Raw genomic sequence first — 14211 nt, 5'->3', positions numbered from 1 at the left:
CGCCGGTAGACAAATCGCGTTTGCAGTCGACAGGCCTCTAAGACCCCCCCAAGAACTGGCAAACAGTCACCGAGCCAGGGGCAAGACTCCTGCCACCCATCGCTTGCAAGATCAGTCGATCGAGGGGCTTGCACTCCCGACCGGGACTGCCATCGTAAAATATCGCGGAATATCGTGCAATTTGGCGCTCCCTTCAGAACAAAACTGCGAACTCATATATCGCTGAAATAGCGATATAATTTCAGTGGGAGACCGATCACTTGGCGTCGTCGCCTAAGCGAGCCAGCGTTTGCGCCGCTTGTAGTGCTTTCCGTCGCGGAATGATTTGCGCTTGTCCCCGGCGACGCCAAGATAGAACTCCTTGACGTCCTCATTTGCGGCGAGCGCCCGCGCCTCGCCATCCATCACCACGCGGCCACTTTCGAGAATGTATCCGTGGCTCGCGTATTTGAGCGCCATATTGGTGTTTTGCTCGGCGAGAAGAAACGAGACACCTTCCTTGACGTTGAGATCTTTCACGATCTCGAAGATCTCTTCGACGATCTGCGGCGCGAGGCCCATCGAAGGCTCGTCGAGCAGGATCATCTTCGGGCGCGACATCAGCGCGCGCCCGATCGCGCACATCTGCTGTTCGCCGCCCGACGTATAGCCGGCGGTCGAACCACGCCGCTCCCTGAGACGGGGGAAATAGGCATAGACCCGCTCCAGATCCTGCGCGATCGCGGACTTGCCGTCCCTGCGCGTGAAGGCGCCGGTCAGGAGATTCTCTTCGACAGTGAGGTGGGCGAAGCAGCGCCGCCCCTCCATCACCTGAATGCAGCCGCGCCGCACCAGTTCGCTTGGCGATAGCGACTGCACTTCGACGCCGTCGAACAGGATCGAGCCCTTGGTGACCTCGCCGCGCTCCGCATGCAGCAGATTGGAGACTGCCTTCAGCGTCGTTGTCTTGCCCGCGCCGTTGGCGCCGAGAAGCGCGACGATTCCGCCCCGCGGCACATCCAGCGATACACCTTTCAACACCAGGATGACGTGACTGTAGACAACCTCGATATTGTTGACCGACAGAAACGGCGGCGCCGCTTCTGTCGCCGTAGAGGCCTTGGGGATCGACACGCGGTCCTCTCCAAACGGTTGCAGCTTTCGAAAGATCCGGGAGGAGGCGAGCGCCCCTCCCGGATCGTTGGTAAGCGCTCAGCTTTCTTTCGAGCAGTCGCGCGGCTTGATGTTCTTCTCCGCGGCATACTTCGCGGAAACTTCGTCGACGAGCGGTTCGGTGTCGGATTGGTTGGCCGTGTACCAGTCGGAGATGATTTTCCAGCCCTTGCCGTCCCACTGCTGTACGCGCCCGTCCCGCGCGCCCTCATGGTCGGAGCAGGAAATCTTGATCGGCTTCAACATGCCCTCAAAGCCGAGTTCCTTGAGACGTGCCTCGGGGAGGTTGAGGTTCTCCAGTCCCCAACGGACCTGCTCGCCCGTCAGCGGCTTCTTGCCGAACTTTTCCTGCGCCTTGCGGATCGCCTCCACGCCGAGCATGGCGTTCGTCATGCCGCGGTTATAGAGAACTTCGCCGACCTTGCCAGGCTCCGACAACCCTTTGCCCTTTGCATAGACGTGCTTCTCGATGTCGGCATGCACGGCGAATTTGCCTGCGCCATGCTGAAGCATCAGCGCCTTGTAGCCAGCGGCTTGATCGCCGGCGGGGACTACATCCGGCTCCGCGCCCGACCACCAAACACCGATCATCTTCTCGCGCGGATAGGCAACGGCCGCGGCTTCCTTGACCGCAGTGCCGTTCATGACGCCCCAGCCCCAAACCAAGACATAGTCCGGCCGGTTCTGGCGGATCGCCAGCCATTGCGACTTCTGTTCGACACCGGGGTGCGTGACCGGGATCGGCGTAAACTCAAAGCCGTGCTTCTTTGCCAGCACCTGCAGCATCGGGATTGGCTCCTTGCCGTAAGGGCTGTCGTGATAGAGCAGCGAAATCTTCTTGCCTTTCAGCTTGTCGATGCCGCCGACCTCCTTGGCGATGTGCTGAATCGCGATATCGGCCGCAGACCAGTACGTGCCGAGCAGCGGGAAATTGTACGCGAACACGGCTCCATTCTTGGAATCGGCGCGGCCATAGCCCATCGTGATAATCGGGATCTTGTCAGTCGTGGTCTTTTCGGTGAGGGCGAAAGTAATGCCGGTCGACAGCGGATTGATGAAGGCCGCGCCGGTCGGGCCCTTCCCCTTGAGACGCTCGTAACACTCAACGCCCTTGTCGGTGGCGTAGCCGGTCTCGCATTCCTCGACCAAAAGCTTGACGCCGTTGATACCGCCGTCGCGCTCGTTGACCAGATTGTAATAGTCGGCCACGCCATTTGCATACGGCACGCCATTCACGGCGTACGCGCCCGTCCGGTAGGAAAGTATCGGAATGAACTGCTCGTTCTGCGCTGCAGCCGGAGCGGCAAGCGCTGCGCTTGACAACATGGCTGCTGCCAGCATCAGTTTGTTGCGTACCATATTAGTTGTCCTCCTCGTTCAGCCCGGTTTTTGCCGTACCGGGTCTTTTTATCGCGGGGCTTCCTTGCTCCTTCTGCCAACGACCGCCGCTCCGCGTCGCGATCTCCGGCTTCCTTCGCGTCGACCGCCCCTTCAGTAGGGGAACGGCCAAAGTCTGAGCTTCTCCTTGCCAAGCGATATAAGCCGGGCAAATCCATGCGGCTCCTTGATGAGAAGATAGCATATCAACGATCCAAAGATGATGAATTCCAGGTGGGTGATCGTTTCTGTCGACAGCGGCACGCCGAGCTCGGACGGAATCAGGTTCAGCATGATCGGCAGAATGAGGATAAAGGCCGCACCGACGAACGGGCCCATGATCGATCCCAGCCCGCCGATGATCACCATGAACAGAAGCTGCAGCGAACGGTCGATCGAGAACGCGAGCGGCTCCCACGAGCCCAGATAGACGAACGCCCAGAGTGCGCCCGCCACGCCGATGATAAAAGAAGAGACCGCGAAAGCAGTGAGCTTTGCGTAAAGCGGCCGGATACCGATCAGCTCGGCGGCAATGTCCATATCGCGGATCGCCATCCATTGTCTGCCGAGATTGCCGCGAACGAGGTTCTTCGCCAGAACCGCGAACACCGTTACGAAGGTCAGGCACAGCAGATAGCGCTCGATCGGCGTGTTTACGGCCAGACCGAAGAAATCCAATCTTGGCGCATTGACCGACCCTGACGGCGCGTAATTGGCGAACCACGCCACCCGCAGGAACACCCAGTCGAAAAAGAATTGCGCTGCGAGGGTTGCAACCGCCAGATAAAGGCCCTTGATCCGCAGACTGGGGACACCGAAGAGGATTCCAGCAACCGCCGCCGTGAGCCCGCCGAGCAAAATGGATGCCAGCACGGGCAACGGCGGGATCGAAATCGCGAAGCCAAGCCAGGCGAGCGGAATATAAACGCCGGTCCCCAACTTGTAGGCGGAGTAGGCGCCGATGGCCATGAACGCGCCGCTGCCGAGCGAGATCTGGCCGCAGTAGCCGACAAGGATGTTTACGCCGATCGCGGCGAGCGCGAGGATCAGGAAAGGCAGCAGAATGGCGCGTAGCAGATAGTCGCTGCCGAACGGCCAAATGTGGAAGTTGGCCAGCAGCGGCACGCCAATGAAGGCGATGGCGAGCAAAATGGCGAGCGCTGTACGGTCCTGGCGGATCGGGAAGATCGCCATATCCTCCGCGTAGGACGTCTTGAATTGGCCAGCCTCGCGATAAAGCACAACTAACTCCTGATCTCAGATACGTTCGATGATCCGCTCGCCGAACAGACCCTGCGGCCGCACGAGCAGCACCGCCAACGCCAGCACATAGGCGAACCAATATTCGATGCCGCCCCCTATATGCGGCCCCAGGAACCCCTCGGCGAGCTTCTCGCCCGCACCAACAATGAGCCCGCCGACGATGGCTCCTGGAATTGAGGTAAAGCCGCCAATGATCAGAACCGGCAGGGCCTTCAGCGCGAGAAACGTGATGGAGAACTGTACGCCCAGCTTGGTACCCCACACGGTCGCTGCAACCAGCGCAACGAGGCCGGCAACAAACCAAACCACGAACCAGATCCAGCTGATTGGAATCCCGACCGACTGCGCGGCCATGTGGTCGTCGGCAACCGCCCTGAGTGCGCGACCGGTCTTGGTGCGCTGGAAGAAGATCGCGAGGCCGGCGACCAGAATGCCGGCGATAAAGCCGCCCCAGACATCCAGCTTGTTGACCAGAATTCCACCTGGAAAGAGGTTTTCAAACAGGAACCAATTGTCCGTCGGAAACAGCCGCAAAGGGTAAGCATCGGAACCGAAGAACATCTGCGCCGCACCCTCGAGGATGAATGTCACGCCGATAGTGGACATGAACAGCGTGAGGCCGTCCTGGTTGACAAGAGGTCCGATCACGAACCGCTCAATCAGCCAGGCCGTTATCGCCATGATCACGGCGGCGAAGCCGATCCCGATGATGATCGCAGCCCAGATCGGGAACCCCTTGGCCACCAGGAAGTCGAGCGAGCGGACCAGCGCCAGCCCTGCGAGCAACACCATTGCGCCTTGCGCAAAATTAAAGACACCGGATGCCTTGAAGATGAGCACGAAGCCGAGCGCGACCAGCGAATACAGCACGCCGGACAGCAATCCGCCGATCAGCACTTCGAGAAATTGACCCAACGCGATCACGCAATGCTCCTTAGTGCGCGACGCCGAGATAGGCGTCGATGACGGCCTCGTTCCTCTTGACCTCATCCGGCGTGCCGTCGGCGATCTTCACGCCATGATCGAGCACCACCACGCGATGGGAGAGATCCATCACCACGGCCATGTCGTGCTCGATCAGCGCAATGGTCGTGCCGTAATGATTGTTGACATCGATGATGAACCGCGACATGTCCTCCTTCTCTTCGAGGTTCATGCCTGCCATCGGCTCGTCGAGGAGAAGAAGATCGGGCTCCATCGCAAGGGCACGGCCGAGTTCGACGCGCTTCTGCAGGCCGTATGGCAAACGCGCAACCGGCACCTTGCGGATCGCCTCAATTTCCAGAAAATCGATGATCTCCTCGACCCGGCGCCGATGCTCGATCTCCTCTGACAGCGCAGGGCCGTAACGCAGCATCTGCCACAGAAGACCCCGGCGCATCTTCAACGTGCGGCCAGCCATGATATTGTCGAGCGCGCTCATGCCCTTGAACAGAGCGACGTTCTGAAAGGTGCGCGCGATGCCGCCACGGGAGGCCTCGAACGGCTCCATCTTGGAACGGGTCAGACCCTTGAAGGTGATGGCGCCATGGTTCGGATGATAGAAGCCGTTGATGACGTTGAGCATCGAGGTTTTTCCGGCGCCGTTCGGTCCGATGATGGCGCGAATTTCGCCTTTCCTGATGTCAAACGAAACCTCCCTCAGCGCCTTCACGCCGCCAAACGCCAGCGATACTCCTTCGACCTGAAGCAAGATTTCGCTGGTGTCCGACATCCTCATGCGGCCTTCTCCAAAGGTTCCGTCGCACCAATTGATTGCAAGTCGCAGATCTTGACCCGCGCCGCGATCACGCCCTTGCGGCCATCCTCAAAAGTGACTTCGGTGGAAATGTCGGCTTCATGCGAACCGTCGTAGAGCGCCGTGATCAGTGGAGCATAGCGCTCGGCGACGAACCCGCGGCGAACTTTCTGCGTGCGGGTCAATTCGCCATCGTCTGCGTCGAGTTGCTTGGGCAAAATGAGAAAGCGGCGAATCTGCGCACTCGCCATTGCCTTTTCCTCCGCGAGCGAGCGGTTCACCGCGGCAACATCTTTCGCCACCATGTCATATACCAGCGGATGCCCCGCCAGCTCCTGGTAGGAACCGTAGGCGATGTTGTTACGTTCGGCCCAGTTCGCCACAGCGGCCGGGTCGATATTGAGAATGGCGCAAACGAACTCCCTGGAGTCGCCGTAAGCGACCGCTTCCTTGATGTTGGGAAAGAACTTCAATTTGTTCTCTAGGTACTTCGGCGCAAAAATCGTGCCGTCGGCCAGCCGGCCGACATCCTTTGCACGATCGATGATCTTCAGATGTCGTGTCTTCTCGTCGAAGAAACCCGCATCGCCGGTCTTGACGTAGCCGTCAGCCGTCAGGGTCTCCGCGGTCTTCGCCTGATCCTTGAAATATCCAACAAACATGCCGGGTGAGCGGAACTGCACTTCACCTGATTCCGCAATGCGGATGTCGACGTTCGGCGCCGCCGGCCCAACAGTATCGGAGTAGATCTCCCCGTCAGGCTGACAGGTGATGTAGAGGAACGCTTCAGTCTGACCGTAGAGTTGCTTCAGGTTCAATCCGATCGAACGATAAAACGCGAAAAGATCCGGACCGATGGCCTCACCTGCCGTATAGGCTACACGTACGCGAGACAGGCCAAGAACGTTTTTGAGCGGCTCGTAGAGTATCAAGCGCCCGAGCGCATAGAGCAGCCGGCCTGACAGCGGCACCGGCTTTCCGGTCAAAATCGACTCGCCATGCCGTCGCGCGACGCCAAGGAAGTAGTCGAACATTCGCCGCTTGATTGGCGCAGCGTCCTCCATGCGGATCATCAGCCGCGTCAGCATGTTTTCGAAAACGCGCGGCGGAGCGAAATAGAAGGTTGGTCCGATCTCGCGCAAATCCTGCTCGACCGTCTCACCGCTCTCGGGGCACGCCATGCAGAAACCAGCGGCAAGGCCCTGTGCGTAATTGAGATAATGATCGCCTACCCAGGCCAGCGGCAGGTAGGCGAGCGCCACGTCGTTGTCGGTCAGTCGATCGAACCTGACGGTATCAGTCGCAGCGTCGATGCAGCCTCGCGCCGACAGCATGACGCCCTTCGAAGCGCCGGTTGTTCCCGAGGTGTAGAGGATGATCGAGATGTCAGAACCTTCACCCTGCCGGATGATTTCATCGATCTGCGCGCCAAGCCTAGCGTTGGCCGCAAGCGCGGCGCGACCATCTTCGATGACATCGTGGATTGCGATCAATCGACTGTGATCGTAGTCATCGAGTCCGCGCGGCTCGTCATAAAAAACCTTGTGGAGATGCGGTACCCGGTCGGATACGGACAAAACCTTGTCGACTAGCTCTTGATCTTGCGCTGCGACAAACTTTACATCGGCGTGAGCGAGGACATAAGCAAGCTCGTCAGCCACCGCATCCGAAAAGACCGGAACAGGAATCGCGCGCAGCGCCTGCGCGGCCATCACGGTCCAGTAGAGCTTCGGCCGGTTGGAACCGACGATGGCGATCGTCTCTCCTGGCTGCAAGCCAAGTCGCTGCAACCCCGCGGCATAAGCCCGCACGATTTCGGCGACCTGGGCCCAGGTCCAAGTCTGCCAGATGCCGAGATCCTTATGCCGAAACGCCGGGCGGCCACCAAACTGCGCAGCATTTCGCAGAAGCAACTTGGGGAACGTGTCAAACGGTCCGCCAATGACCATGTCGTCTCCATCCCAAAACCGGCGCGTTGGCTCGCGCCTGCTTATGGTGACCTGCGCCCTTCAGGCAGCAGCCATGCGAGGCCCGTATGGTTCACCTCACAATACAAGGGATCGTAAGCCCTACAAGCTCCAGCTTGGTAGTCCTCGGCGCGGCTAATTAGCCATTAAGTATTAATGTGAAACCAGGCTCGCGACGTATTCGTTACGGATTGGCCGTTAGCTAGTGGGCGATGGATGGGGTATGGGGCCCATGTCGCGGCGCAATCACCTTATGTCCGACATGGGGTCCAAAATCCAAAGAACAGCAGTCCGCATTTAACGCCTGTTTTGCACCGGCATCCGTGCGGTGGTCGGGTTCGCAGTCTTGTTCGGAGTAGTGGCAAAATGGCGCTCCCTAGGGGAATCGAACCCCTGTTTCAGCCTTGAGAGGGCCGCGTCCTAACCGCTAGACGAAGGGAGCGTTACGCCCAGCCAATAGCCTTGAAATCGGCCTGCTGCAAGATGGCATGTGGGGCCGATGGGCTGATGGCGAACGCCGCAAAGCCCCGCCTCGAGGCTCGAGACGGCGGAATCCTCGACCATTGGCCGGACGAAATCGATCTTGCCTATTTTGCCCGGCTTCCCCGGTGGCGCGAGGAGACCGGCCACCCCGCCCGGCAGCCCCGCTTTTGACAAACAGCAAATCCAAAACACCTGTCTGTGAAGTCGCCGCGACATTAACGTCTGATAGCATCACCGCATTCTTGATGCCGGGCCGGCCAGGCCCAATCGCGAAAGGAACATCCGCAAACAGCAAATTCCTTACAAAATGCCTTGGGGCGGGGAAATCCACGCGGCGATCCGAGCGAATGGAAATGTGTTCCGGTTCGCGCCGCAAACAGATCAACAGCTTAAAAAGAGCGAGGGACAAGCCATGATCAAGGTAAAGATAAACGGCCAGGAGCAGAATTGGGATGGCGATCCGGATCTTCCGTTACTGTGGTTTCTCCGTGACGAGGCGGGACTGACGGGGACCAAATATGGCTGCGGCCAGGCGCTGTGCGGCTCGTGCACCGTCATCGTCGACAAGCAGGCCGTGCGCGCCTGCATCACCTCGGTTTCCGACGTGGTCGGCCGCGAGGTCACCACCATCGAGGGCCTGCACCCGACCGGCGATCACCCGGTGCAGAAGGCCTGGCGCCAACTCAATGTCCCGCAATGCGGCTATTGCCAGGCCGGCCAGATCATGCAGGGCGCCGCGCTGTTGATGGACAATCCAAAACCCTCCCATGACCAGATCCGCGAAGCGATGGCGGGTAACATCTGCCGCTGCGGCGCTTACCAGCGCATCGAGAACGCCGTGCGTCTGGCGTCGACGGGGGTGTGATCATGAATATCCTTACCAACCCCAGGAAACTCCGTGGCTTTGAGCGGCACCTCAAAGTCGAGAACGTCACCCGCCGCAGCATCCTGAAAGGCCTCGGCATCGCCGGCGGCTTCGTGCTCGCAGCGCCCGTCATGTCGCGCCCGGCGTTCGCCGCCTACGAGACCGGTGCATCGAAGATGCCGCACGGCACCGTGGTCGATCCACGCGTGTTCGTCTCGATCGCGTCCGACGGCATCGTCACCATCGTAGGCCACCGCGCCGAGATGGGAACCGGCGTGCGAACCAGCCTGCCGCTGATCGTCGCCGAGGAGATGGAAGCCGACTGGTCGCGCGTCCGAGTTCAGCAAGCGCCCGGCGACGAAGTCAAATACGGCAACCAGGATACCGACGGCTCGCGCAGCACGCGGCACTATCTGATGCCGATGCGCCAGATCGGCGCCTCGGCGCGCTCGATGCTGGAAGCCGCCGCCGCCAAACGCTGGGGCGTGCCGGCGACCGAGGTAAAGGCCCGCAATCACGAGGTGGTCCATGCTGCGAGCGGCCGCAAGCTTGGCTTCGGAGAGCTTGCCGCCGATGCCGCCAAGGAGTCGGTGCCTGGTGTCGAAGGCTTGAAGCTGAAGGAGGCGAAGGATTTCCGCTATCTCGGCAAGGGCCAGATCGGCATCGTCGACCTCAAGGACATCACCACCGGCAAGGCGCATTACGGCGCCGATATTCGGCTGCCGGGCATGAAATACGCCGTCATCGCCCGCCCGCCGGTGACAGGCGGCAAGCTGAAGTCGTTCGACGCGGCGGAAGCGATGAAGGTCTCCGGCGTCGAGAAGGTCATGGAGGTCAAGGGCTGGCCGTGGCCGTCCAAGTTCCAGCCGCTCGGCGGCGTTGCCGTGATCGCGCGCAACACCGGCGCGGCGATCAAGGGCCGCGACGCGCTGAAGATCGTCTGGGAGGACGGCGCCAACGGCAAATACGACTCGGTCGCCTACCGGGCCTCGCTTGAGGAAGCCGCGCGCAAACCCGGGCTGGTGGTGCGCAAGGAAGGCGATGTCGATGCCGCGTTGAAGGGCGCCGACAAGGTGATCACAGGCGAGTATTACTTGCCGCACCTCGCGCATGTCGCCATGGAACCACCGGTCGCGGTCGCCGACGTCAAAGGCGACAAATGCGAGATCTGGGCGCCGGTGCAAAGTGCCGGCGGCACCCGCGAAGACGTCGCCAAGACGCTCGGCATTCCCGACTCCAATGTCACCGTCAACGTCACGCTGCTCGGCGGCGGGTTCGGGCGCAAATCGAAATGCGACTTCGCAATCGAGGCGGCGCTGCTGTCGAAGGAACTCGGTGCGCCCGTCAAGGTGCAGTGGACGCGCGAGGACGATGTTCGTAACGGCTTCCTGCACACCGTGTCGGTGGAACGCATCGAGGCCGGGCTGGACAAGAGCGGCAAGGTGATCGCGTGGCGGCACCGCAGCGTGGCGCCGACGATTGCATCGACATTCGCACCTGGTGCGAAGCATGAGGCGCCATTCGAACTCGGCATGGGACTGATCGACAATCCGTTCGAGATCGCCAACCTGCAATGCGAGAATCCGGAAGCCGCCGCGCACACCCGCATCGGCTGGTTCCGCGCGGTGTCGAACATCCCGCGCGCCTTCGCAGTCCAGTCCATGGTCGCCGAAATCGCTGACGCGACCAAACGCGACCAGAAGGAGATGCTGCTGGAACTGATCGGATCGCCGCGGATCGTCAACCTGTCCTCGGTGAAGGACCCCTGGAACTATGGCGAGCCCTATGACAGCTATCCCATCGACACCGCGCGCTTGCGCAAGGTGGTCGAACTGGTCGCGGACAAGGGCGGCTGGGGGCGCTCGGTGCCGAAAGGCCACGGACTCGGCATCGCCGTGCACCGCAGTTTCGTCAGCTACATCGCGACCATCGTCGAGGTCGCCGTCGACGACAAGGGCAAGCTCACGGTGCCACGGGTCGACACCGCGATCGATTGCGGAACCTATGTCAATCCGGAACGCATCGAGTCCCAGATCGAGGGCGCTGCGATCATGGGGCTGAGCCTTGCCAAATATGGCGAGATCACCTTCAAGGACGGCAAGGTGCAGCAGGGCAATTTCGACGATTTCCCTGTGATCCGGATGGACGAGTCACCGGTCGTGACCAACGTCTATATCGTGCCACCTGGCCCCGACACGCCGCCCAGCGGCGTCGGCGAGCCCGGCGTGCCGCCGTTCGCGCCGGCGTTGATCAACGCGATCTTCGCCGCCACCGGAAAGCGCATCCGAAGCCTGCCGATCGGCAAGCAACTGGAGGCGTGACGCGGAACGTTACGGGCCTGTGGCCGTTTTCATCGATCTGACAGGAGCCAGGTCGATGAAAATCAGGATAGTGAAGTGGGGGACGCTCGCGGCAGGCCTGCTGTCGGGCGTCCTTTTCTTTGACGTGCAGTCAGCCTGCGCCCAGAGCACCGCTCCGCCCGGCGAAACGGCAACGCGGCCGGCGAAGACGCCTGAGGGCCAGACTTCGATTCCCAGCAGCGGCCCGCCGGCCACGACAACGCAGACCACCGGCGAAGCCAGCCGGGACCCGACCATCAAGCAGATGAACGAGGACGAGAAGCGGAAGGTCGAGAGCAAAGGCAAGTGACTTGAAATCGGAAAGCGGCGGGCTTTGCAACCCGCCGCTTTCCCTCACCACTCCCTCCGCCGATATGTGTTCGCGTTGCCTTGGCCGGCTGATGCCGTAATTCCGGGATGGTGCGCCAGCACCAGACCTCAGGTGCGCAATTGCGCACCGGGGAATCTCGAGATTCCGGGTTCGATGCTGCGCATCGCCCCGGAATGACGAGGAGAGAGCCGTCACTTCTTGACGGCGAAGACCCAGACCACGCCGCCCTGCGGCACGTTGTTTTCGACACCCACGTTGTTCTGGGTCGCGAGCGCGTCCTGGATGCGCTGCGCGTCCACACCCCAACCGGACTGCACGGCGATATATTGCGTACCGTCCACCTCGTAGGCGATCGGCATGCCCACGATGCCGGAGTTGGTCTTCTGCTCCCACAACTTCTCGCCCGTCTTGGCGTGGTAGGCACGGAACATCCGGTCGTTGGTGCCGCCCACAAAAACGAGATCGCCCGCGGTCGCGGTCACCGAGCCGAACAGCTGGGATTTGGGGAAATTCTGCTGCCAGACCTTTTTCCCGGTGGCCGGATCCCAGGCTTGCAATTCGCCAAAATGAGTGGCGCCGGGGCGAACCTTCAGGCCGATGTCCTCGGGCTTGGTGCCGAGCCAAAGCTGGCCCGCGACCAGCGGCACTTTCTCGCCGGTGAAGCCGCCGCAGAAATTCTCGTTGGCGGGCACGTAGACCAGACCGGTCTTCTGGCTATAGGCCGCCGACGGCCAATCCTTGCCGCCCCACAGCGACGGACAGAATTCGACCCGCTTGCCGATCACCGGCTTGTGCGCGGGATCGACAATCGGCCTGCCGGTCTCCGGCTCGATTCCTTTCCAGACGTCGGTGTGAACGAAAGGCCAGCCGCTGACGTAGCTGATCTTGTCGGCCTTGCGCTCGAGCACCCAGAAGATCGCGTTGCGGCCGGGATGAATCAGGCTCTTGATGGTGCGACCGTCCTTTTGCAGGTCGACCAGCATCGGCGCATCGACCTCGTCCCAGTCCCAGGAATCATTCTGATGGTACTGGAAGTAGGTCTTTATCCTTCCGTTCTGGGGATCGAGCGCGAGCACCGAGGTTGAGTAGAGATTGTCGCCGGGATGAGTATCGCCCGGCCAGGGTGCGGCGTTGCCGGTGCCCCAATAGATGGTCTTGGTCTCGATGTCGTAATTGCCGGTCATCCAGGCAGAGCCGCCGCCGGTTTTCCAGTCGTCGCCGCTCCAGGTATCATGGCCGGGCTCACCTGGGCCGGGAATGGTGAAGGTCCGCCACAATTCTTTGCCGTCATTGGCATCATAGGCGACGACGTAGCCCCGTACGCCGAATTCACCGCCGGCGGCACCGACAATAACCTTTCCGTCGACAATCAGCGGCATCAGGGTCAGGTACTGACCCTTTTTGTAGTCCTGGACTTTGGTATCCCAGAGGACTTTGCCCGTTTTGGCATCGAGCGCGACCACATGGTCATCCGTTGTAGCCAGGTACAGCCTGTCTTGCCACAATCCCACCCCGCGGTTGGTCGGGTGCAATTGGAAGAGATCGTCGGGGAGCTGACGTTTGTAACGCCAGTACTCATCGCCGGTCTTTGCATTGAGGGCGATCACTTGGCCTTGTGGGGTCGCGACGAACATCACGCCATTGTTGACGATCGGCGGCGCCTCGTGGCCTTCGACCACGCCGGTCGAGAAGGTCCATACCGGCGTGAGGTCCTTGACGTTCGAGGTGTTGATCTGGTCGAGCGGGCTGTAGCCCTGCCCGTCATAAGTCCGGCGATACAGCATCCAATTGCCGGGTTCGGGCTTTTCGAGGCGGGCCGACGTCACCGGATCGTATTTCTCGATCGGTGCGGCGCCGGCAGCGGCTGAGACAAGGCACGTGAATGCGACAGAACTCGACAATAACCAATGTTTCGCGGTCATGAGACGCAACCTCCCTGCTATTGTTTTTTCATTGATTCCTGGTCTGCGAATATCCGATGCGGCTTCATCCCCGCGCTAGGTACCTACCTTTCCAATGAATGTGGCGGCGACGGTGAGGGCGCCGTCCGTGATGGCAAGCGGAAGCGCCGCCAGGCGCCGCGGCGCTGGCCCGAACAGGACTTTTGCGCTTTGCCGCGGGTCAAATTCGGAATTGTGGCAGGCACATTTGAACACGACCTGATCGCCCGACGCTTGCTTCACCCAGCCGGTGACCGGACATCCCGTGTGCGAACAGATCACCGAATAGGCGACGATGCCGTCGGCGCTGCGCGAGCGCGTGTCCTCATCGAGTTCGGCCGGATCGAGCCTGACCACCAGAACCTCGTTCAACCGCGAACCCTTGCGGATCACGGCGGTGTTGGGATCCTTTGGCCAGGCGCGCACGGGAGGCCCGCCGGGCTTCAACTCCTCGGGCTTGATGAGCTCGCCGGCGTGGTCTCCTTCGGAGAACACCAGCGTGTCGGCTTTTTGCGGCCGCAGGTTGCTTCCCGGCTGATCATCCTCCGCAACCGAAGGCTCTGGAGTCGCCAGGCAGGCGCAAGTCGCAAGCGCGGTCAGCAGCATCGCGCGCCGCGTTGGGTCGGTACATGGACCCGCGGCATCGTGTTCGACGATGTCGTCGAAAGGAGCCGCGGCGCTGGTGTTGGATTCCGACATGACACAAGCTGAACGTGCGACTCGGCCAAAAAAATGGCGAGCGGCAAATTTGCGAGC

The 14211-nt window shown here is 61.0% G+C and carries 11 protein-coding genes and 1 tRNA gene; 3 read left to right on the top strand and 9 right to left on the bottom strand.

Annotation, left to right across the window (positions count from 1 at the left end; genetic code table 11):
- Window positions 1-273: 273 nt before the first annotated feature.
- The 7 genes from ACSQ84_RS26760 to ACSQ84_RS26730 all read right to left on the bottom strand — a co-directional run bounded on the left by ACSQ84_RS26760 (window position 274) and on the right by ACSQ84_RS26730 (window position 7939).
- Complete coding sequence (locus tag ACSQ84_RS26760; RefSeq protein WP_436214710.1) at window positions 274-1113, bottom strand: ABC transporter ATP-binding protein; 840 nt, start codon at window positions 1111-1113, stop codon at window positions 274-276.
- 78 nt (window positions 1114-1191) lie between these two features.
- Window positions 1192-2511, bottom strand: a complete 1320-nt coding sequence (locus ACSQ84_RS26755; RefSeq protein ID WP_436214709.1) for an ABC transporter substrate-binding protein — start codon at window positions 2509-2511, stop codon at window positions 1192-1194.
- 132 nt (window positions 2512-2643) lie between these two features.
- Complete coding sequence (locus ACSQ84_RS26750; protein ID WP_436214708.1) at window positions 2644-3771, bottom strand: branched-chain amino acid ABC transporter permease; 1128 nt, start codon at window positions 3769-3771, stop codon at window positions 2644-2646.
- Between the two features lie 15 nt (window positions 3772-3786).
- On the bottom strand, window positions 3787-4716 hold the full coding sequence (locus ACSQ84_RS26745; protein WP_436214707.1) for a branched-chain amino acid ABC transporter permease: 930 nt from the start codon (window positions 4714-4716) through the stop codon (window positions 3787-3789).
- A 10-nt stretch (window positions 4717-4726) separates the two neighbouring features.
- Window positions 4727-5512 (bottom strand): ABC transporter ATP-binding protein, encoded by a 786-nt coding sequence (locus ACSQ84_RS26740; protein ID WP_436214706.1) that lies wholly within the window; start codon window positions 5510-5512, stop codon window positions 4727-4729.
- On the bottom strand, window positions 5509-7479 hold the full coding sequence (locus tag ACSQ84_RS26735; RefSeq protein ID WP_436214705.1) for an AMP-binding protein: 1971 nt from the start codon (window positions 7477-7479) through the stop codon (window positions 5509-5511). The genes ACSQ84_RS26740 and ACSQ84_RS26735 overlap by 4 nt, the downstream gene beginning before the upstream one ends.
- A gap of 385 nt (window positions 7480-7864) precedes the next feature.
- Window positions 7865-7939 (bottom strand) — tRNA-Glu (locus ACSQ84_RS26730).
- A 453-nt stretch (window positions 7940-8392) separates the two neighbouring features.
- On the opposite strand from ACSQ84_RS26730, the gene ACSQ84_RS26725 reads away from it, so the two are divergent.
- From ACSQ84_RS26725 to ACSQ84_RS26715, 3 genes are read left to right on the top strand one after another with little or no spacing between them, the layout of a single operon-like run.
- Complete coding sequence (locus tag ACSQ84_RS26725; RefSeq protein WP_436214704.1) at window positions 8393-8845, top strand: (2Fe-2S)-binding protein; 453 nt, start codon at window positions 8393-8395, stop codon at window positions 8843-8845.
- 2 nt (window positions 8846-8847) lie between these two features.
- Window positions 8848-11166, top strand: a complete 2319-nt coding sequence (locus tag ACSQ84_RS26720; RefSeq protein ID WP_436214703.1) for a molybdopterin cofactor-binding domain-containing protein — start codon at window positions 8848-8850, stop codon at window positions 11164-11166.
- Between the two features lie 55 nt (window positions 11167-11221).
- The gene (locus ACSQ84_RS26715; RefSeq protein WP_436214702.1) at window positions 11222-11494 is read left to right on the top strand and encodes a hypothetical protein; all 273 of its coding nucleotides are present in this window, start codon (window positions 11222-11224) and stop codon (window positions 11492-11494) included.
- 212 nt (window positions 11495-11706) lie between these two features.
- On the opposite strand, the gene ACSQ84_RS26710 is transcribed toward ACSQ84_RS26715, so the two are convergent.
- Both ACSQ84_RS26710 and ACSQ84_RS26705 read right to left on the bottom strand, forming a co-directional pair.
- Window positions 11707-13437: a methanol/ethanol family PQQ-dependent dehydrogenase gene (locus tag ACSQ84_RS26710; protein WP_436214701.1), complete on the bottom strand. Its 1731-nt coding sequence runs from the start codon at window positions 13435-13437 to the stop codon at window positions 11707-11709.
- Window positions 13438-13512: 75 nt separating this feature from the next.
- Entirely contained in the window at window positions 13513-14154 is a 642-nt protein-coding gene (locus ACSQ84_RS26705; RefSeq protein WP_436214700.1) for a ubiquinol-cytochrome c reductase iron-sulfur subunit, read from the bottom strand.
- Window positions 14155-14211: the final 57 nt, after the last annotated feature.

Source organism: Bradyrhizobium sp. LjRoot220, from assembly GCF_964252915.1.
Lineage (GTDB): Bacteria > Pseudomonadota > Alphaproteobacteria > Rhizobiales > Xanthobacteraceae > Bradyrhizobium.
The sequence above is the reverse complement of the archived record's forward strand: the minus strand, read 5'-3'. Positions and strand labels throughout refer to the sequence as shown.